Annotated in this window: 18 protein-coding genes; 3 read left to right on the top strand and 15 right to left on the bottom strand. The window is 66.0% G+C overall.

Annotation, left to right across the window (positions count from 1 at the left end):
* The first annotated feature begins 69 nt into the window (after positions 1-69).
* On the top strand, positions 70-948 hold the full coding sequence (locus ADBZ9O_RS16145) for an SCO6745 family protein (RefSeq protein ID WP_526523529.1): 879 nt from the start codon (positions 70-72) through the stop codon (positions 946-948).
* An 18-nt stretch (positions 949-966) separates the two neighbouring features.
* On the opposite strand, the gene ADBZ9O_RS16140 is transcribed toward ADBZ9O_RS16145, so the two are convergent.
* The 3 genes from ADBZ9O_RS16140 to ADBZ9O_RS16130 form a co-directional block, all read right to left on the bottom strand.
* Positions 967-3006: a DUF7064 domain-containing protein gene (locus tag ADBZ9O_RS16140; protein WP_526523527.1), complete on the bottom strand. Its 2040-nt coding sequence runs from the start codon at positions 3004-3006 to the stop codon at positions 967-969.
* 78 nt (positions 3007-3084) lie between these two features.
* Positions 3085-5046: a primary-amine oxidase gene (locus tag ADBZ9O_RS16135; protein ID WP_526523525.1), complete on the bottom strand. Its 1962-nt coding sequence runs from the start codon at positions 5044-5046 to the stop codon at positions 3085-3087.
* A gap of 51 nt (positions 5047-5097) precedes the next feature.
* Positions 5098-6603, bottom strand: coding sequence for a carboxylesterase/lipase family protein (locus tag ADBZ9O_RS16130; RefSeq protein WP_526523523.1), 1506 nt, complete (start codon positions 6601-6603; stop codon positions 5098-5100).
* A gap of 56 nt (positions 6604-6659) precedes the next feature.
* On the opposite strand from ADBZ9O_RS16130, the gene ADBZ9O_RS16125 reads away from it, so the two are divergent.
* On the top strand, positions 6660-7352 hold the full coding sequence (locus ADBZ9O_RS16125; RefSeq protein WP_526523521.1) for a hypothetical protein: 693 nt from the start codon (positions 6660-6662) through the stop codon (positions 7350-7352).
* Positions 7353-7433: 81 nt separating this feature from the next.
* Here the strand turns inward: ADBZ9O_RS16125 and ADBZ9O_RS16120 are convergent, their stop codons facing one another.
* From ADBZ9O_RS16120 to ADBZ9O_RS16095, 6 genes are all read right to left on the bottom strand, one after another.
* The gene (locus tag ADBZ9O_RS16120) at positions 7434-8468 is read right to left on the bottom strand and encodes an ABC transporter substrate-binding protein (RefSeq protein ID WP_526523519.1); all 1035 of its coding nucleotides are present in this window, start codon (positions 8466-8468) and stop codon (positions 7434-7436) included.
* A 30-nt stretch (positions 8469-8498) separates the two neighbouring features.
* Entirely contained in the window at positions 8499-9236 is a 738-nt protein-coding gene (locus tag ADBZ9O_RS16115; protein ID WP_526523517.1) for an ABC transporter ATP-binding protein, read from the bottom strand.
* On the bottom strand, positions 9233-10027 hold the full coding sequence (locus ADBZ9O_RS16110; RefSeq protein WP_526533206.1) for an ABC transporter permease: 795 nt from the start codon (positions 10025-10027) through the stop codon (positions 9233-9235). Before ADBZ9O_RS16110 ends, ADBZ9O_RS16115 begins: the two co-directional genes overlap by 4 nt.
* 138 nt (positions 10028-10165) lie before the next feature.
* A complete protein-coding gene (locus tag ADBZ9O_RS16105; RefSeq protein WP_526523515.1) occupies positions 10166-10879 on the bottom strand; it encodes a hypothetical protein in 714 nt (237 codons plus the stop codon).
* Between the two features lie 89 nt (positions 10880-10968).
* Positions 10969-12222 carry an alpha/beta hydrolase gene (locus tag ADBZ9O_RS16100; RefSeq protein WP_526523513.1) on the bottom strand — a complete coding sequence of 418 codons (1254 nt, stop codon included), beginning with the start codon at positions 12220-12222 and terminating at the stop codon, positions 10969-10971.
* A gap of 95 nt (positions 12223-12317) precedes the next feature.
* On the bottom strand, positions 12318-12647 hold the full coding sequence (locus tag ADBZ9O_RS16095; protein WP_526523511.1) for a hypothetical protein: 330 nt from the start codon (positions 12645-12647) through the stop codon (positions 12318-12320).
* A gap of 144 nt (positions 12648-12791) precedes the next feature.
* Here ADBZ9O_RS16095 and ADBZ9O_RS16090 point away from each other — a divergent pair, with 144 nt between their 5' ends.
* On the top strand, positions 12792-13127 hold the full coding sequence (locus ADBZ9O_RS16090; RefSeq protein ID WP_526523509.1) for an RNA polymerase-binding protein RbpA: 336 nt from the start codon (positions 12792-12794) through the stop codon (positions 13125-13127).
* A 74-nt stretch (positions 13128-13201) separates the two neighbouring features.
* On the opposite strand, the gene ADBZ9O_RS16085 is transcribed toward ADBZ9O_RS16090, so the two are convergent.
* The 6 genes from ADBZ9O_RS16085 to ADBZ9O_RS16060 form a co-directional block, all read right to left on the bottom strand.
* Positions 13202-13966, bottom strand: coding sequence for a polyprenol monophosphomannose synthase (locus ADBZ9O_RS16085; RefSeq protein ID WP_526523507.1), 765 nt, complete (start codon positions 13964-13966; stop codon positions 13202-13204).
* Positions 13953-15758 carry an apolipoprotein N-acyltransferase gene (gene lnt, locus ADBZ9O_RS16080; protein ID WP_526523505.1) on the bottom strand — a complete coding sequence of 602 codons (1806 nt, stop codon included), beginning with the start codon at positions 15756-15758 and terminating at the stop codon, positions 13953-13955. Before lnt ends, ADBZ9O_RS16085 begins: the two co-directional genes overlap by 14 nt.
* Positions 15739-17283, bottom strand: a complete 1545-nt coding sequence (locus tag ADBZ9O_RS16075) for an amidohydrolase (protein ID WP_526533204.1) — start codon at positions 17281-17283, stop codon at positions 15739-15741. The genes lnt and ADBZ9O_RS16075 overlap by 20 nt, the downstream gene beginning before the upstream one ends.
* Positions 17284-17381: 98 nt before the next feature.
* Positions 17382-17903: an FxsA family protein gene (locus tag ADBZ9O_RS16070; protein ID WP_526523503.1), complete on the bottom strand. Its 522-nt coding sequence runs from the start codon at positions 17901-17903 to the stop codon at positions 17382-17384.
* 55 nt (positions 17904-17958) lie between these two features.
* On the bottom strand, positions 17959-18351 hold the full coding sequence (locus tag ADBZ9O_RS16065) for a PPOX class F420-dependent oxidoreductase (protein ID WP_526523501.1): 393 nt from the start codon (positions 18349-18351) through the stop codon (positions 17959-17961).
* Entirely contained in the window at positions 18351-18737 is a 387-nt protein-coding gene (locus ADBZ9O_RS16060) for a PPOX class F420-dependent oxidoreductase (protein ID WP_526523499.1), read from the bottom strand. The genes ADBZ9O_RS16065 and ADBZ9O_RS16060 overlap by 1 nt, the downstream gene beginning before the upstream one ends.
* Positions 18738-18746 lie beyond the last annotated feature (9 nt).

The raw sequence follows: 18746 nt of genomic DNA, 5'->3' as shown, positions 1-18746 counted from the left end.
TTGCAGGCAAGATAGCAAGTTGTCGATGGCCGTGCCGATCAACTATCACAATGGTGCTTAACTGATCGGGTGGAAAGAGCACCCTCGCTGGCTCGACGCCTCTTTGATCGATTCGAGCCCGTGCACGGCGTCGTGTACTTCGCCCCCGAAGTCAAACAGGCGCTGGACGCCCTCGGATACCGCGGTTACTGGATGGGGTACTTTGCCGCCCGCTCCGCGCCACTGGGTCAGGTCCCTGCCGAGGTGGTCACTGCGCTGTTCTACAACTTCTCCCCTGCCAGGGTGGCCAAGGCGCTGCCCGCGGCGTGGGATATAGCGCCGCCGCACGACGCGGTGCGGGTGCGGGCGGAGGCGGCAGTCGCCGCGCTAGGTAGATATGGCGTCGACGACACCGACGGCGTCGCGCAGGCGGCCGCACTCCTGGCCAAGACCGCGAAACACGCGCCGGTAGCCGGCCGAGCACTGTTCGCGGCGAATGCCAGCTTGGCGTGGCCGTCGAATCCGGTCGAAACACTCTGGCACGCCGCGACTTTACTGCGTGAACACCGTGGCGACGGGCATATCGCGGCCCTCGTCGCGGCCGGCGTCAGCGGACGCGAATCCAATATCCTGCACAGTGCCTCAGGTGGCGTGCCCGCTGACTTCATTCGCCGCAGCCGGGATTACGACGACGACGAATGGCATCAGTGCTGCGAGAGCCTAACCCAGCGCGGACTGCTCAGCCGCGACGGGTCCTTGACCGAGGCCGGACGCGATCTCAAGGAGCAGATCGAAACAGTGACCAACACTGTCGCGCTATCCGCCCTGGAGGGACTCGACGACGACGAGATCCAGCAGCTCTTCGCCACCCTGACGCCGATCACCAGAACAGTGATCGCCGGCGGCGACCTGCCTGCCGAGACACCGATGGGGCTGCGCCGCAACGAACTCGACGTCGATACCGCTTGAAGCTGGGACAGAGCTGCGCTACTGGTTGCGGTTCCACTCCAGCCAGCCCACTCCTCGGCGACCATCAGCGGTGCGCACCGTGGCCCACGCGCGAGGAAACAGACTGACCTTGCCGTGCGCTGACGTCAGTCGCACGGGGGCATGCCCGACGATTTCGGCAGTCGCCACCAGTTCCTCCGCCCCGCCCGCGCCACTGAGGACCAGTTCGGTGCTGACCGGTAAATCGTTGGGCGAGAATACTTCCCGAGCAGTGACCGCTTCCAGTTCGAGCAGCGGAGCCGACGTTCCGTCGAACGGGCCCTGGACGTAGCCGATACCGAAAGTCGGGATGCCGGGGATTCGCATATCCACCCCGTGCAGATGGGTGCCGTCGTCGAGGTGCAGTGCACTCCACACCCACTCCATGCTCCACCAGTCACGCACGCCCCACGAATGGTCACGCTGGCCGGGGGCATCGGCAAAGGTATACGAGTGCCCGTCGGCAGTGACGACACCGGTGACCGTGCAAGGGATCTCATAACGCGGGGTGATCCGGTACTGGTACGGCAGACCGTCGCTGGTCCACTGCAGGTCCATCATCACCTCGACGGGTCTGCCTGCCTCGCCGCGCAGCAGTGCCGACGGGTCGTCGAAAGCCTGCCCCTGGCCACGCACGGTCACCGTGTACCGCTGCAGCGGTGTCGTTGCGGCGTGGGTGAATTCGTATGCGTCGGTGGTCAACACCGACGGATCACCCGGCAGTGGCGCCGCGAAATCCAGGATGGCGATGGTGGGCATATCGGGGCCGCATAACAGGGCCTGGAGCCAGGCTTTGCCCTCGTTGGGAATCAATCCGAGCCGCAGCCACCCACCCACTCCCTGCGCCGGGTCGACGAAGTCCCAGTACCAGCTCTCGCTCCACAATGGTTCGTCGGTCGGGGTGTGCGCGCTCTCGTCAGCGGCCTCGGGTTGCAGCGCCACCGGCCCCTGGTGGCCAGGGTCGGGCAGCGCGGCCAGTGCGTCGGTATCGAGCACATGGCTGCTGTGCCGGTCCAGCATGGTCATGAACATCTCATCGCCACGGACGGTGCGCTCCACCAGCATTGACGACACGATCGCCATCATCACGCCGAAAAAGCTCTGCCGCCGCACTCCGTCGTGCACATCGTCAAGGCTCAGCACGGTGTCAGGACCGAGCGCCTGGTGATAGGCACCCAACAGCTCCGCGTAATGCTCGCGGCGGACCGCAACCGGTAGGGCGCACCCGATGAAATACGCAAGATCGGTCAACGCCGGACCCCATGTCACGGTCTGCCAATCGACCACCGTCAGCGGACGGTCAGAACCCTGCGCACCGAACAACATGTTGTCGAGCCGGTAGTCACCGTGCACCAGACCCATCGTCTTGTCAGCAGATCCCTCGGCCGCAAGATAATCGTCGAAACCAGCGACCAGCCGCTCGCACACGGTGCGCTGTTCGGCGGTCATCGCATCGGCGTACCGGTCGGCGAAGGCGGCGTACAGCTGGCCGATCAGCTGCTGATTGATCGGCGCATCGCGGTTGAGCCATTCGGTGCCCGCCAAGGTTTCGTCACCGAGCAGCTGTGCGTGCAGACCGCCGAGCTGACGGACCGCAAGCAACGCCTGTTCTATGCTCGCGCCACGGATCTCGTCGCCGACTGCGGCCGGCGCGGCGTCGCCGAGGACCAGGTCGAAGATGCCGGTGGCCGGGTCGAACGCACTGTGCAGGCAGGGCGCAACCGGACCGCCATCGCCGGCGACCAGTCGCGGCGCGATATCGGTGTAGAACCGAACCTCGCGTTCGTAGAGCCCGAGCGCCAGACCCGTCTGGCGGCTGGTCGGGTCACCGGCGGCGACCTTGAGTACGACGGACTCGGGCAGCCCATCGCGGTCGGTGGCGGCCTCGTATGTCGGAGTGAGGCGGTAACACTCACTCATCTGGCCGGTGCCGATCCGCTCGATGGTGAAGTCGCTGACCGGTGCGCCGAGCACGGTGGTCAGCCACTCCGCCGTCACATCGGCAGGCTTTTCGATGACAGGGTCGGGGTGGGCTAGCACGTGACCAACCTAGAGCACCCGGCCACGAGCCCACGGCTTTTCGACGCGATCAGTTGACGGGTGTCAAACTCGCCCTGGTCAGTCAGGCTTGTGGCAGTGCGCCGGGGGGGACGGTGCTACATCCAGGGACGGATTGCGATCGAAGAATCCGTACGGTTTGAGCCAGAAGGACACCGTGTCGACGGGCATGATCGGCCAGTCCTCCGGCCGGGTGATGTGATGCAGACCGAATACATACCAGAGCACCACGTCGGTGTTCTCGATCGAACGGTTCGCCCGTGTCCACGCTCCGATGCCTTTGTCTTCGGCCGACTGGTTGACGAATTCGCCTGCAGGCCAACGCTCTTCGGCGTTGTTCGGGGTCACCCACAGCGTATGTCCGATGACGGTGGCGCGTTGGAAGACCGGGGAATCGGGATCGAACATCGGCGGGAACGCGCCCCCTGGCACCAGTTTGTAGGACGGGTTGGTGCCAAGACCGTTGGTGACGTTGGGGTTGACCACCTTCCACGCCCGCTGGGTGGCGTAGTTGGGGTCCTGCATACCCTCGCTCTCGGTGCGCAACGGCACGGTGCGTTGCACCACCGACAGCCCGTAGGGGTTCTCCGGGCCCATCGGCTCGGCGTAGGACTCCGTCATGCAGACGGTGTTCTCGTTGCCGTCGATGTCCATGTCCAGCCGCGCCACCAGGAAGTGCTGATGAAACGGTGCGTAGGTCCGCTCGTCAACCAGCGTGCCGTTCGGATTCGGTGCACCCGGTGCCAGCGGCGTGGTCACCATGATGCCGGTGGCCCTGACCTCGCACTCGATATTGCCGTCCTGGTACAGCCGCCAGTAGACCAGGTATTCGTAGTTGGCCACAGTGACGTGCGAGGAGATGGTCAGCCTGCGCGTCCGGCGCACCTCGGCACCGGCGTCATGGTCGACGTGTTTCCACAACACCGCATTGTCTTCCTCGTGGATGCAGATCGCATTGCGGATCGTGTACGGCTCCCCCTTGCTGTTGTGCAGTGTGGCGTCGAGATAACGGATCTCACCCAGACAGTCACAGCCCAGCTCCAGGGATACCGTCATGAACCCCAGGCCCCACTCGCCGATGTCGAAGGCGGTGCGGCGGTAGTGGTCAACGGAGGGATCGCGGTAGGGCACCATCATCTCGGCGAAGCTCATCCGGTGCGCGATCGACCGAACCCGGTCACCGTCGCGGTAGCCCACCGTGTGCAGGGTCATGCCTTCGCGATGGTTGAATCCCACTCGCAGTGACCAGTTCTGCCATTGCAGCAGGTTGCCGTCGAGGGTGAACGACGGACCTTCCGGCTGGGTGATCTCCAGCGGTTTGAGCGGCTCGCGGGTCCAGCTGGCCTTGATGCGCTCCGGAATGTGTTTGGGCACATACTCGCCCATCACAGTCGGTGATTCAAACCCTCCCCCGGAGGCAAAGGAATCCTCGACACGCAGCAGTTCCATCGAGTTCAGGTCGATGACGCAATGCAGCCCGCTCACCGGGTTCGCGTACGGGTTGGCGCCCGCCGCGTTCTTGCGCCAGGTGTCCGACCAGCCGATGCGGCGATCGCGGTACTCCGGTGGCGCGACGGCCTCACCGTAGGTCCAGGTGTCCATGAAGACGTTCTCTATATCGGTGATACCGCGCTTGGCCAGTGCTGCGATGACCTCGGGATGGTTGCGCAAGACCTGGTCGCATTCGACGAACTCATCGACGGTGAAGTTGGCCTGTACCCCCGGGACGTGTTCGAAGGACTCCACCCGGTCATCGGTCAGCGACACCACGCTCTTGTAGGTGGCGTTCTCTGAACGCTTGAGGCACAGCACGACGGCCTTGCGGGCCGGCCGGGTCGCACCGCCGGACTGTTCGTATGCGGCAAGCGCCGCCTTGGCGGGTTCCTGCATTTCGATGCAGGCGATGCGCCAACCCTCCCCGACCTCGTGCTCGCGATTCAAGATGGCGGCGACCGCACTGAATTCTTCGGCAGAGAGCGGATCCAGTGGGTGATCGGGCGTCGGGCTGACGGTTTGGCTCATGACTCCATCCTCGGTCAACGGTTTCAGTCGTGCAGCCGAAATCGCAGACCTTTACTGCGCGAGGGTGAACCCTTCCCACGCCGTCCGCCGATCAGGATGGGGATCGAATTCGACCCTTGATCGGCGGTCGAAGACCATCACCGCCCGTTCGGCGGCGTCATAGGCGGGCCAGTCCTCACCGGGGACGCCGCTGCTGCTGAACGACCGCCAGCGTGACTGGACATCCCTGCTGACGCGGCGTGCCGAACTACGATCACCGGCCGCGGTGAGCACCGAACCGAATCGCCCGCGGTACACATCGAAGACGGCCAGCATCTCGGTGCCATGGGTGGCGCCGAGTCCCGTCCAATGCAGGGTGCGCGGCGCGTAGTCGTAGCGGTACACATACGTCGGGGCGTACCTGCTGTGGGCGTCGCCGATCTGCCAGGCCGCCGAACTGAACGCGAAATCACCGCCGAGCCGAATACACGCGGCGGTGCTGGGATAGCCCGGATAGGCGGCGGTGATCCGGTCCCTCGCGTCGGGCCCCGCCTCGGCCAGCAGCGCCTCGATCAACGGTTCTGTGGTCGGCAGCAGTTTGAGGAACCGGGTGAACAGTTTGGCCTCCTCGGCGTTGTTGCCGACGATCAACGGCACCCGGTGCGCCTTACCGGTAGCCATGGCCTCGATCGGGTCCAGTGGCAGCACATCATCGCCAAAGGATGGGCCCGCCGGGAAGGCGCCGAGCATATCCCGGTTGCCGTGGGAGATCAGTTCGTCGAGCGCGTCGACGAGCTCACCGGGCGTGGCCTGCATCAGTGCAGCGCCGGCATCCTCGCGCCTGGCCCCGATGATCCCGGCGAAGCGCTGCGCGAACTGCTTCGCGACCTCGGCAGAACGAACCATACCCGCGGCGGGACTCTCCGAAATGACTTGGCGGAAAAGGCCTTTCGCCGACGGAACCGCCAGCAGGGTGGCCACGGCCTGCGCCCCGGCGCTTTCACCGAAGATCGTGACATTTTCCGGGTCACCGCCGAAGGCGCCGATATTCTCACGCACCCACTGCAGCGCCAGCACCAAATCACGCAGAAACAAATTGCTGTCGATGGTGACGTCATTCGTCGACAGTGACGACAGATCAAGACACCCCAGCGGGCCGAGTCGGTAGTTCACCGAGACGTACACACAACCGCGCCGCGCCAGAGCGGCACCGTCGTACAACACCGTCGCCGAGCTGCCGAGGATATAGGCACCACCGTGGACGAAGACCATCACCGGCAGCGGGCCCTGTGCGGGTTCCGCCGGCGCGACGACGTTGAGGGTCAGACAGTCCTCGCCCATCGGCTGGTATTTCCCGAGCCCGGTGACGGTGTACTTACGCTGCTGGGGTGCGCAGTTGGCGAACCCGTGGCAGTACCGCACACCCCGCCACGGCTCGGCCGGTCGCGGGGCGCGGTAGCGCAGCGGGCCGACCGGCGGCTTCGCGTAGGGAATGGAACGCCAACGGTTTACGCCGTCACGGGTGAATCCCTCGACGGTTCCGGTGGAGATGTTCGCGCGGACGGTGTGTTCGTGCATACCCCGACGTTAGCGAACAGGTGTCGAACCGGCCGGATGGCACTACCGTGACGGATATGCGGATTTTCCTGCCGGTCGCGGCGTTGCTGCTGATCGCGGGTTGCTCCGGATCAGGTGACGAGGCCAACGGCACCTCGGCGGCCACGTCGCCACCACCGGTGAGCAGTTCGAGTTCCCCGAAAACGACACCCCCTGCTGCGGCCACGCCGCCCGTCGACGGTGCACCGATCGCCGCCGTCATCACGTGGGTGGAGGCAGGACAACCTGCAGAACTGAGCGGATTTCACAGCGCCACCCGCGACGGCCGCACCACCCAACTCGACGACGGTGTTGCTTTCACCACACCGTCGGGGAAAACCACCTGCATGACGGGTATGACGAACGACGACAACGGCGAGCTGGCGTGCTTGGCCGAGCTCACCGCCGGGCCCGCCAAGCCGGCCGCTGCCGGCCCGGACGGGCAATGGATCCCCGGCTGGATCGACTATCCCGGCGCCACCCTGACTGTGGGCGGCCTGCACGGCGACCCGGCGCAGTTCGGCTACGGCACGGGCCAGGAACTCGCCTACGGTCAACGCCTGAAGTTCGGCGACTATCAGTGCCGCACGGACCAGGTCGGCCTGTTCTGCGTCAACTACGCACATCAAAGTGCCGCCCGCATCAGTGATGCCGGTGTCGTGGCGTTCGGCTGCCTGCGCGCAGTGGATCCACCCGCCGACGAACTGGTCGGCTGGAAGTTCGGCTGCTGACGTTTTCCCCGCGAGCAGACGGAGACGTCCCCCGCCCGTCGGCGTGTCTGGGGTACTTTCCGTCTGCTCGCGGGAAAAAAGTCAGGCGAGCAGCAGTGCCTTCAGGGCGTCGTTGTACCGCCGGTCCACCCAGTCGGCGAATGTCGGCGCCGAAGCGATCTGGCCGGATTCGGCGAACAGATCGGCCAGGGCCTGCTCGGAGGCCACCACCTCGTCGTTCAGGGCCGTCGGCAACCGCTGGCTGCGGCCCTGGGAAACCTCGGCCACCTTCGGGTCAAGACCGACTGCGGCGGCGTAACTCTGGGCCCACTCCTGCGGGTTGTCCTTGGCCCAGCGCGCGGCTTTCTCGAACCGCACCAACAGATCGGCCAGCGCGGTGTTGCGTTTCGGGTCGGCCAGCGCCGCATCGGAGGCGATACCGAACCAGTACCCGTTGGTGACGCCCTTGGCCTCACCGATGCTGCGCACATCGATCTGCTGCTCGGCCTGCGCGGTATAGGGGTCCCAGATGGCCCAGGCATCGGCCTGGCGTTGGCTGAATGCCGACAGCGCATCGGCGGGCTGCAGGAAGACCAGGGTCACATCCGAGGGTGTGAGACCCGCCTTCTGCAGCTGCCCCAGGATATGGCCGTGGGCCGAACTGCCCTTGCCGACAGCGATGGACTTGCCGCGCAGATCCGCGATCGACGTGATCGGCGAATCGGCATGCACCAGGATCTGGTCACCGACCCCGCCACCGTCGTAGGCGGATACCACTTTCACCTTCGCACCTGCGGCAGCACCGAAAATCGGTGGGGTGTTGCCGGTGATCGCGAAGTCGATCTTGCCGGCCGTGGCGGCCTCGATCTGCGGCGGTCCGGACGTGAAGGTGGAGAACTGCACCTGATACGGCAGGTTGTCGAGCTGCCCGGCCGCACGCAGAAGCGATTCGGTGCCGCCCTTCTGGTCGCCCACTTGCAGTGTCAGCCCGGCGAGCTCGGACACCGGGACGGTCTCGGGCGCCGCGGAAGAAGCCGTCTCGCCGCTTTCGCGCGACACACAGGATGCCAGAAGCACCGGCAGCAACAGGACTGCGGCCAGGCGCGCGATCGAGGCTGATCGCCGTATCTGGGGCATGGAAGTTCCCTTCTCAGTACGGAATTGCGGTCAGAACCGGACGCCGAGCCGGTCGAGCAGTTCGACGCGGCTGCGCTCGGTGTCGGCGGACGGCTCGCCCGGTGGGCGCCGTGGATCGGTGATCTCGAGCGTGTGCACCACCTGACCGTCTTCCAGGACCAGCACCCGATCAGCCAGGGCGACCGCCTCATCGACATCGTGGGTGACCAGCAGGACGCCGAATTCGTGGGTGCGCCACAGATCGAGCAGCAGTGCCCGCATCGACAGTCGCGTCAGCGCGTCCAGGGCGCCGAACGGCTCGTCGAGTAGTAGCAGGTCGGGTTCGGCGACGAGCGCTCGTGCCAGCGAAACCCGTTGCGCCTGACCGCCGGACAGCGTCGACGGCCAGACGTCGGCGCGGTCGGCGAGCCCGACATCGGTCAGTGCGCGCGACACCCTGGCCGACACTTCGGCGCGCGGCAGCCTGATCATGGTCAGGCCGTAGCCGACATTGGTCGCCACATCGCGCCACGGGAACAACCGGGGCTCCTGAAAGGCGATGGCGGGCGCACCGGAGACCACGCGCTCTCCGGTGTGGTCATCGGACAGACCGGCCAACACGCGCAGCACCGTCGACTTACCTGACCCGCTACGGCCGATCAGCGCCACGATCTCGCCGGCGCCGATCCGCACCGACACGGACCGGAGCACCTGATGGCTGCCGTACCACTTGTCGACATGGCGCAGTTCGCCGGCCGCTGCCGTCTTACGCTCGGACGTGACTGTCATGACCGGTACCTGCACGCCCGTCGTTCGAAGGCCCGCACGATCGCGTCAGTCGTGATGCCCAGCAGTGCGTAGACGATCAGCCCGAAAATGATGATGTCGATGCGCAGAAAGTCACGGGCGTTGTTGATCAGGAAGCCGATACCGCTGCCGGCGTTGATCTGCTCGGCGACGATCAGCGTGAGCCAGGCGATGGCCAAAGACTGACGCAGGCCGACCAGCACCTGTGGCGCCGCACTGGGGACGATGATGGTCCGCAATCGCTGCCACAAGGAAAACCCAAGCACCTGAGCGGTTTCGAACAATTTGGGGTCGACCTGCCGGATCGCCGAGAAGGTATTCAGGTACAGCGGGAAGCTCACGCCCAGCGCTACCAGCAGCACCTTCGGCAGCTCCCCGATCCCGAACCAGATGATGAACAGCGGGATCAGACCCAGATGCGGTAGCGCCCGCAGCATTTGCATCGGCGGGTCGACGGTCGCCTCGAACCAGTGCGACAACCCGACAGCGATGCCAAGGCCGATACCGATCGTGCCGCCCAGCGCCAACCCCTGCACCACCCGCCAGCCCGAAACACCAAGAGCGTCAACGAGTTGGCCATTGCGGATCAGCTCAACGCCGGCATCGGCAATGAGCGACGGCGCGGGTAGCACGTCCTGCGGAATCCAGCCGAGCGCACTACCGAGCTGCCAGAGCGCCAGCAACACCACCGGCGACGCGAAACGCAGGATTGTCCAGCGGCGCTGCCACAGCCAGCCGACATCAGAAGGTGGCGCGACCGCAGAAGCGGCCAACGCATGGGGGCTGGACACGAGACGATGCTATGGAGCGGCGGTGAGGGTGCCCAGGGTTAGATTCCGCGTGAAAAAAACCCGTCCCGCCCCTGATCGGGGGCGGGACGGGCATTTCCCACAGTGTCTATCAGCGGAGGGTCAGCCGAAGGTGGTGTTTCCGGTGACCAGCTTGGCCGTCACCGGTTTGCCGTTGATGGTCGAGGTGAACGTGCCGAGCTGGAGCTGCGCGGCCTGCTGCAGAATCCGCTTGTTGCGCACGGCGTTACGGAACTGCAGATCCTTGAGCTGCTGCAGTTCAGCCTGCTCGAAATCGCGACCGGTGATGCCGCCGTTGAACTGCACGCCCGTGAAGGTGCCATCGGGGCGGACCACCCACGACGCCCGAACCCCGTCGAGCTCAGCGGTGTACATCCCGGCCGGGTTCGCGACCTGCGGTGCGCTGAAGTGATATGCCACCCCGTCCATCGTCAGGTCTCCCTCGACAGTGTTGCCATCGGTTCCGGCAACTGAAGCCTTGAGTGTGTCCTGGAACTTGCCGGTGATATCGAGGGCGCCGTCGGTCTGCTTGCCGAAGAACCAGGCTTCGTCCTTGCTGCCGTCGCAGGCATAGGCGACCACCTTCTCGCCGTCGACGGCGACCCCGAGGGTCATGGTGCCACCATTGGCCATGGGCATATCGGCGATGTAGCGGGCGTCGGCCGGGAAGGCGTCGGCGACCTCCGCCGACGTCGGAGCGGCGGTCGACGGGGCGGAACTGGCCTCGGTCGACGTGCCACCGGAGCATGCGGTCAGGGTGCTGAAGGCGAGGAGGGCGCTGGCACCGAGGATCAGGGAGCGGATGTGCTTTCTCATGTCAACCAGCATGGTCTGCGGCCACCCACGTTACATGAAGATCCCATGGAGATTGCGTGGAGATCGTTCCGTGTCAGTCCGGTACACGGTCATTCCGGTGCGCGCAGGAACGCCGACACCTCGTCCCGGAAAACCTCCCAGGCCGGCTCGGCGGCGGTGAGGAGATGGTTTTTGCTGTCCAGGGCGACCAGCTCGGAGTTCGGGATCAGCTCGGCCAGCTCCTGTCCCGCGTGCATCGGGACCCGGTGATCGTCTCGCGAATGCATGATCAAGGTCGGGCAGCGCACCGCGCGGGCAAGTTCACGCACGTCGATGGTGGCGAATTCCTCCAGGAATCGCACAGCGTTCTCCGGTGAGGTGGTGCGGCGCTGCAGTTGGTCGAAGGCCGCCCAGTCCGCGCGCGTGCCGTCGGGTAGGAACTGCGCGGCGAACACCTGCCGGAAGGCGGGATCATCGCGACCCCAGCCGACCCGCGCGAGATCGAGATCCAGTGCAGCGGCACTCTTCTCCTCGTCGCTGACGGCCCGCGCTGCCCGGCCACGGGCGTAGGCACCACAGAGCACCAGTTTGCTGACCTGTTCGGGATGCTTGGCCGCATAGGCCACTGCGACCGCACCGCCCTGAGATACCCCGAGTAGCGGAAACCGTTGCAGCCCAAGGGCATCGACAACCGATTCGAGGTCGGCCACCCAGTCCGAGAAGGTGAATTCACCGGCCTCCCAGTCGGATAGGCCGCACCCACGTTCGTCGTAACGGATGAAAGTGTGCTCCGCGGACAGATCCCGCACCCAATGCCGCCACACCGGGCTCTCGATGTCGTAGCCCAGGTGGGTCATCCAGTTGGCGGCCCGTACCAGCGGCGGCCCTTCGCCAGAGACCGCGTAGGCCAACCGGACTCCGTCGAGTGCCCGGGTGAACGCGATGTGCTGGCGCGGCGGCGGGAGCTCGGTATCCGGTGCGGGCTCTGGTACCGCCGGGACCGATACCTCCGCTTCCCGCAGTGTGCCGACGAACTGATAGCCGCGGCCGCGGACGGTACGGATGAAGCGTTGCGATTCGCCGTCATCCCCGAGCGCACGACGAGCGGCCTTGATCCGACTGGTCAGCGCGGCCTCCCCGACGAACCGGCCGCCCCATACCGCGTCGAACAGTTCTTCTTTGGTGACGAGGCGCTCATGGTTGCCGACGAGTTGAGTGAGCACATCGAACACCTGCGGCTCGACCCGGATCGCGGTGCCGTTCCCGCGTAATTCGTATTGCGCGGTGTCGAGTTCGAAGTCGTCGAATCGCCATACGACGCCGGCAACCGGGCCAGGCGGCGGCGCGGCAGGTGGCGAGGTCATGGCGCATATCGTAGCTGTGGATCTGCTGTACGCGGGATGCCGAACACCGGGCAGGCGGCTCGCGATGGCCCTGTGATAGCTGGACGCTCGTGCCGTTAGCGCCACCCGTCGGCGGCCTTGGCGGCCCGCATCAGCGCATCGCACAGTTCCCGCAATTCCGGCCCATCGGCACCCTCGTCGACCGCCGTGGCGACGTCTTCGGCGGCGCATCGAACCTGGAAGACGCGGTCGGACAGCTCGGCGGCCTCCTCGGCGGAAAGAACCACCGCATCCTCCGGTACCGACGTCCCCTTGACCATGGATCGCTGCTCGTAGGCCCGCTGGCGACAGGACTGCCGGCAGTACTGCCTGCGCCGACCCAGGCCGGCATCAGCCACGTCCCGCCCGCACCAACGGCAGGGCTGGGGACGCGATCGGCGGCTCACGGAGGACGACTCTAAACCGGCTTCTGCCCCATTGCGGGTATCCTGGACAATCGGGTCGCGTTGAATCGGTCGCGTTGATGGGGAACTCAGCCGACTGCCGCCGCGTTGTACATCCGGTAGAACTGCGTTTAAGGAGTGATGACGATGGCTGATCGTGTTTTGAGGGGTAGTCGCCTCGGAGCTGTGAGCTACGAGACCGACCGCAACCACGACCTGGCGCCGCGTCAGGTCGCCCGTTACCGGACGGACAATGGCGAAGAGTTCGACGTCCCGTTCGCTGATGACGCCGAGATCCCCGGCAACTGGCTGTGCCGCAACGGCTTGGAAGGCACGCTGCTCGAAGGTGACCTGCCCGAGCCCAAGAAGGTCAAGCCGCCGCGTACGCACTGGGACATGCTGTTGGAGCGCCGTTCCGTCGACGAGCTCGACGAGCTGCTCAAGGAACGCCTGGACATCATCAAGACCAAGCGCCGCGGCTAAATTCCAGCCCAGCGACGACAAACGCGAGTGTGCCTCTGCACACTCGCGTTTTTTGTTGTCTTAGCGGCGCCGAACTACCGCACGATGCCGCGGGCGTGGTCCAGCCGGCCGCCCACACCCCAACGGGCCACCTTGACCAGCGCTTCCCTGATATTCGACCCGCTCATCTTCGAGACCCCCAGCTCGCGCTCGGTGAAGGTGATGGGTACCTCGACGACCTTGAAGCCGTTGTTGATGGCCCGCCAGGTGAGGTCGATCTGGAAGCAGTAGCCCTTCGAGTCCACGGCCGCCAGGTCGATCTTCTCCAGCACTTCGCGGCGGTAGGCGCGGTAACCAGCGGTGATGTCGTGTATGTCGACACCGAGCAGCACCCGTGAATAGGTGTTCGCGGTCTTCGACAGCACCAGCCGCCGCCACGGCCAGTTGCGTACCGTTCCCCCGCTGACATACCGGGAACCGATCACCAGATCGGCGCCCGCGTCGACCGCATCGAGCAGTCGGATCAGCTGCTCCGGTGCGTGGCTGCCGTCGGCGTCCATCTCCACCAGAACCGAATACTGGCGATTCAGACCCCAGGCGAACCCGGCCAGATAGGCCGCTCCGAGGCCGTCCTTGGCGGTCCGGTGCATGACATGGACACGGTCGGTATCTGCCAGCGCCAGCTCGTCGGCGAGCTTCCCGGTGCCGTCGGGACTGCCGTCGTCAACGATCAGCACGTGCACATCCGGCAACGCTGCATGCACCCGCCGCATGATGATGGGCAGGTTTTCCAACTCGTTGTACGTCGGGATGATCACCAGGGTGCGCCCGCTAGGACGCTCGCCGTCACCGGTGGTCATGTTGCTCCTCTTTATCGTCAAAACTGTCATCGTCGGACTCGGCTACGGCCAGATCCGACTGGGTCGTGGGCTCGTCGCCGTCATTTTCCAGCTGGGGCCGGCGGCGGCGAGTCAGTCGCGTCAACCCTCCATTGTGCATTATCGCGGCCAAAACAGCGGCAATACCGGCTGCGACCAGCGCATATTGCGTTATAGGCCCCCATTTCGACGCCGGTGTCAGCGACGTCTTCAATCGGATCTGCATGTCCAGAAAGGCCGGCTCGAAGAAATTCGTCCGCGCCAGTTCGCGGCCATCCGGTGCGAGCACCGCACTGATCCCCGTGGTCCCGGCCACGATGACGTAGCGGTCGTGTTCCACGGCGCGGGCCTTGGCGAAGGCCAGTTGCTGTTCACTCATCGCCTGGTTGAAGGTGGCGTTGTTGGCGGGAACAGCAATCAGCTGAGCGCCATTGAGCACCGATTCCCGTGCCGCGCGATCGAAGATGACCTCCCAACAGGTGGTCACGCCGATCGGTACGCCCGCCGCGTGCACCACGCCGTTCCCGCCACCGGGCACGAAGTACCCGGCCCGTTCGGCGTAGGACGACAGGTGGGTGAAAAAACTCCGCCACGGCAGGTATTCACCGAAGGGTTGAATGATCTGTTTGTCGTGACGCTCCCCCGGCCCGGTGACCGGATCCCACACGATCACCGTGTTGGACGCGGCCGGGTTGTCCCTGCTCGACTCGGGACGCGCCACCACCCCACCCACCAGGATCGGCGCGCCGATCGCCTGCGCGGCGGTGGTGATCTGTGCGCGGGCATCGGGATTGGCCAGCGGATCGATATCTGAGGAGTTCTCCGGCCAGATGACGAACTGTGGTTGCGGTGCCCGCCCCGCACGCACCTCGGCGGCCAGCCGAAGGGTTTCCGCGACATGGTTGTCCAACACAGCGCGGCGTTGAGCATTGAACTCCAGGCCGAGTCGCGGCACGTTGCCCTGGATTGCCGCGACGGTCACCGTCGGCTCATTTCCCGACCCCGCACCCGATTTGCGGACGTGCGGAAACGCCAGCGCCGTCGATAGCAGCACCACCGCGATGGCGACACCGGGCAGAACCACCGACGGTGGCCGGCCGGCGCTGTTCTCGCGGTGATCTCGTTGCCACCAGGCCAGTACTTCCAGTCCGATCGCGGCGACACTGCTGCCGACCAGCACCACCGCCAGCGATACCGCAGGTGCGCCGCCCAGAGCCATCAGCGGCAGGAACGGACCGCCTGTCTGACCGAAAGCGACTACCCCCCAAGGGAATCCGCCGAAGGGAACGTTGACCTTGAGCCATTCCGCCACGATCCAGACCAACGCAAACCACAGCGGCCAGCCGGGCAGAGTACGCACGACCGTGGCCAGCAGCCCGAATACCGCAGGGAAACACGCGCACATCACCGCGAGCCCGATCCAGGGCGCGGCGCCGACGAGTCCGCTGACCCACGGCAGCAGTGGCAGATAAAACGCGAGCCCGAACAAGAAGCCGTACCCCACACCGCCCACCCGGGTGGTCGATTGCCGCGTCAGCACGACGGCGAAGATCGCCACCGCGACGACGGCCGCCCACCACCACCCGATCGGCGGGAAGCTCGCACACATCAACAGTCCGGCGCCGATGGTGGCGCACAACCTCGGCAGTCTCGGCACCAGCGAGTTCAGTGCGCGCTCGCCATACCTGCGCAGCCGATGGGGCCCGGGCGGGTCGTGCGGCGGGGTGTCGGCCTCATCGACCTGTTCGGCGGCGTCAGGCATCGGCGCGCCCATACAGCGCGACACCACGGTGCACGGTCTGGCGGCACACCGGTAAGGCGTCGTCAGGGTGCAGTCGGGGCAGGGCGGGCACCCGAGATCGAGGATCGGTCGACCACCGCGCGACGTCATCGGCCGGCGCGGTCACCACCAGGTCACCGGGCTCCCAGATCGCGTACGACGCCATGGCCCCCGGCACCAGCGTGCCCGTCACGCCGTCGTTCACCCCGCCCGCCCGCCAGGCACCTCTGGTGGCCGCCGAGAACGCCGCCCGTGCCGATACCGCACTGCCCGCAGTCTGGTGCCGAGTGGCGGCGCGGACACTCTCCCACGGATTGATGCTGGTCACGGGGGTGTCGGAACCGAATGCGAGTGGCACGCCTTGCGATGCTAACAGCGCCAGCGGGTTGAGCCGCTGAGCTCGGTCGGGCCCAAGGCGCTGGGCGTACATCCCATCGCTGCCACCCCAAAGCGCGTCGAACGCGGGTTGCACGCTGGCAATCACACCCCAGGCACCCAGCTTCGCCGCCTGGACGTCGTCCACCATCTCCAGGTGCTCCAGGCGATGCCCACACCGGGCGAGCGCCGGGATACCGACCCGCTCGACCACTCGCTCCAACGCACCGACGACCGCGCTGACCGCGGCGTCCCCGATCACATGGAAGCCGGCTGTCACCCCAGCCTCGGTACACGCCAACAGATGCGCGGTGATGGCGTCGATATCGAGGTAGCAGTTGCCGCAACGCTTCGGTGCGTCGGTATACGGAGCGCCCAGCCATGCGGTGTGCGATCCCAGCGCACCGTCGACGAACAGATCTCCTGCCAGCCCGTTCGCTCCCGTGGTCTCGACCAGCGCGCGGGCGTCGGCAGCGCTGGTCACCGCCTCACCCCAGTAACCGGTGACGTCCACGCCGTGCCGGGTGGCGCGCAATTCGTGCCAGTCGTCGAGACCACCGATATCGGGTCCCGCGCATTCGTGCACCGCGACGATCCCGGCGGCCGCCGCGGCATCGAGGGTGGCGGTCCTGGCCTCGGCGCGCTGGTCAGCGGTGAGCAGTCCGCGGGCGTGGGCACGTACCCGGTGGTGCGCGTCGGCACTGAGCGGGTGTTGCTCATCGAACCCTCCGGCATCGCAGAGATCCGGTACCCGGGCCCGCAGTGCGGTCGATGCCAGCGCCGAATGCACGTCGATCCGCGCCAGGTAGGCCGCCCGCCCGCCGACGGCGGCATCAAGTTCGGCGGTTAGCGGTGCGCGGCGCTCAGGCCAGCCCGACTCGTCCCAGCCGTGGCCCCAGATGATCGGGAGGTCGTGGCTGGCGGCGTACGCGGCGATCCGGCGCAGACAGTCCACAACCGAGGTGGCAGCGCGCAGATCGAGCCCGGTGATGGCCAGACCGGTGGCGGTGACATGCACATGGCTGTCCACGAACGCCGGCGTCACGAAGCCGCCGGCCAGGTCGACGATCTGGGCGTCGGGGAATTGGGTGCGGGCGATATCGTCGCTGCCCAGCCACGCGACCGTCTCGCCGCGAACGGCCATCGCGGTCGCATCGGGGTGCGTCGGGCTGTGGATGCGCCCGCCCACAAGCAGCGTCGTTGTCACGGACGAAAAACTACGCTGCAGGTCGTGGCGCGTTTCTACTCGGGCTTGCGCGCGATGACGACGGGCAGCGCCGGATCCGGTTGCGCCTGGGTGCCCGGGTTGGTGTCCTGCACGTCGAGGACCTCACCGTCGATATAGTCGCCGCGACCCTGACCGGGCACGTTGATACCGCTGAGGTTCACTCCGTTGAGGTTGACGAACGCCATCTGCCTGGCGAAGGTGCGGGCGGCGAGGGCGCCGGCCAGCGGCCGGACAGCGGCCCGGGTGGGCGGCAGCAGCATCAGCGTTCCGACCGCGGTGCTGACCAGCCCAGGCACGAATACCAGCAGGGTGCCAATCGCCACCAGCGCGCTGTCTGTGACGGCGCCCTGGGGGTCACCTGCCCCGCGGCGCAATTTCGCCAGTTGGCGACGGAGCTGAGAGCCGGCCAACGCCATGCCGAGCACGGAGACCCCGAGGACCAGCAGCAAGGTCCAGCCGATCCCAATCGTCGACGCCAGCGCGATCACCACCGCCAGTTCGATGAGGGCGTAGACCAAAAACAGTCGCATGACCATGTGGGTTCAACGCACCGGCGCAGGTGTGGGTTCCGCGTGACGGCTAAGAAGCTGCTTAGGGAGCTTCTATCGCTTGTACCTCTATGGCGGCGTGCACCTTGTCGACACCACCGCGCACGATGGCCTGCGGGATCCACCACCACGCGTGCCACCAGTAGCGCCTGGTCACCATGTCGAACACCCGCCGGGTCTCGGACTTCGGCAGATTCCTGGCCACCGCTTCTACGGGTTCACCTTTGGGTTTGCCGAGCACGCCGCATTTCTGGATGGTGACCCGTGGGGTGTTGTTGATCCGCTTGGTCTTCCAGGAGCCGTCGTCGGTGCTGATCAGTAGCTTGCCCTCGTGGGGCACACCCCACACCGGGGTGGGCTTTGGCCGCCCATCCTTGGTGAAGGTGGTCAACAACAAGTACTTCTCTTGTGACACCTCGGCGAAGCTCGGCGCCATCAGATCGCTTCTTTGAGCTCGAGCCCGACGTTGTTTTTCATCCCGCCGCGCAGCTTGCTGAAGAGGTTGAACGTCTTGCCCAGCAGGCCGTAGCGCTTGGCGATCGCGTCGTAGACCGCACCCGTCTCAGATTTGTCGAGGATCGCGGCGCTGGCCTCGATGGCCTCACTTTTCGGCTTGCCTGCGCGGTCACATATCGCGAGTGTGACGCGCGGGGTGTTGCGGATCCGCTTGACCTTCCATGACTTCTCCACCGTGATGACGACGAGCCTGCCCTTATCGTCGGGCGCGGCCCAGACCGCTGTCGGTTTGGGCTTACCGTCCTTGGTGAAGGTCGTCAGCAGGATGTACTCGGCCTTGGAGATATCGGCAAATGTCGGCGCCATGCGGCCAAT

It is taken from the genome of Mycobacterium sp. (assembly GCF_965229105.1).
In the GTDB taxonomy this organism is placed as follows: Bacteria; Actinomycetota; Actinomycetes; order Mycobacteriales; family Mycobacteriaceae; genus Mycobacterium.
This window is presented reverse-complemented; position numbering and strand designations above follow the sequence as displayed.

Coding starts and splice junctions, on each gene's coding strand:
- lnt (WP_526523505.1), bottom strand. CDS start 15,758: ATGGGCGCGCCGATGCCTGACGCCGCCGAACAGGTCGATGAGGCCGAC.
- ADBZ9O_RS16090 (WP_526523509.1), top strand. CDS start 12,792: ATGGCTGATCGTGTTTTGAGGGGTAGTCGCCTCGGAGCTGTGAGCTAC.
- ADBZ9O_RS16125 (WP_526523521.1), top strand. CDS start 6,660: ATGCGGATTTTCCTGCCGGTCGCGGCGTTGCTGCTGATCGCGGGTTGC.
- ADBZ9O_RS16100 (WP_526523513.1), bottom strand. CDS start 12,222: ATGACCTCGCCACCTGCCGCGCCGCCGCCTGGCCCGGTTGCCGGCGTC.
- ADBZ9O_RS16085 (WP_526523507.1), bottom strand. CDS start 13,966: ATGACCACCGGTGACGGCGAGCGTCCTAGCGGGCGCACCCTGGTGATC.
- ADBZ9O_RS16065 (WP_526523501.1), bottom strand. CDS start 18,351: ATGGCGCCGAGCTTCGCCGAGGTGTCACAAGAGAAGTACTTGTTGTTG.
- ADBZ9O_RS16130 (WP_526523523.1), bottom strand. CDS start 6,603: ATGCACGAACACACCGTCCGCGCGAACATCTCCACCGGAACCGTCGAG.
- ADBZ9O_RS16105 (WP_526523515.1), bottom strand. CDS start 10,879: ATGAGAAAGCACATCCGCTCCCTGATCCTCGGTGCCAGCGCCCTCCTC.
- ADBZ9O_RS16135 (WP_526523525.1), bottom strand. CDS start 5,046: ATGAGCCAAACCGTCAGCCCGACGCCCGATCACCCACTGGATCCGCTC.
- ADBZ9O_RS16115 (WP_526523517.1), bottom strand. CDS start 9,236: ATGACAGTCACGTCCGAGCGTAAGACGGCAGCGGCCGGCGAACTGCGC.
- ADBZ9O_RS16060 (WP_526523499.1), bottom strand. CDS start 18,737: ATGGCGCCGACATTTGCCGATATCTCCAAGGCCGAGTACATCCTGCTG.
- ADBZ9O_RS16075 (WP_526533204.1), bottom strand. CDS start 17,283: ATGGCCGTTCGCGGCGAGACGGTCGCGTGGCTGGGCAGCGACGATATC.
- ADBZ9O_RS16120 (WP_526523519.1), bottom strand. CDS start 8,468: ATGCCCCAGATACGGCGATCAGCCTCGATCGCGCGCCTGGCCGCAGTC.
- ADBZ9O_RS16070 (WP_526523503.1), bottom strand. CDS start 17,903: ATGGTCATGCGACTGTTTTTGGTCTACGCCCTCATCGAACTGGCGGTG.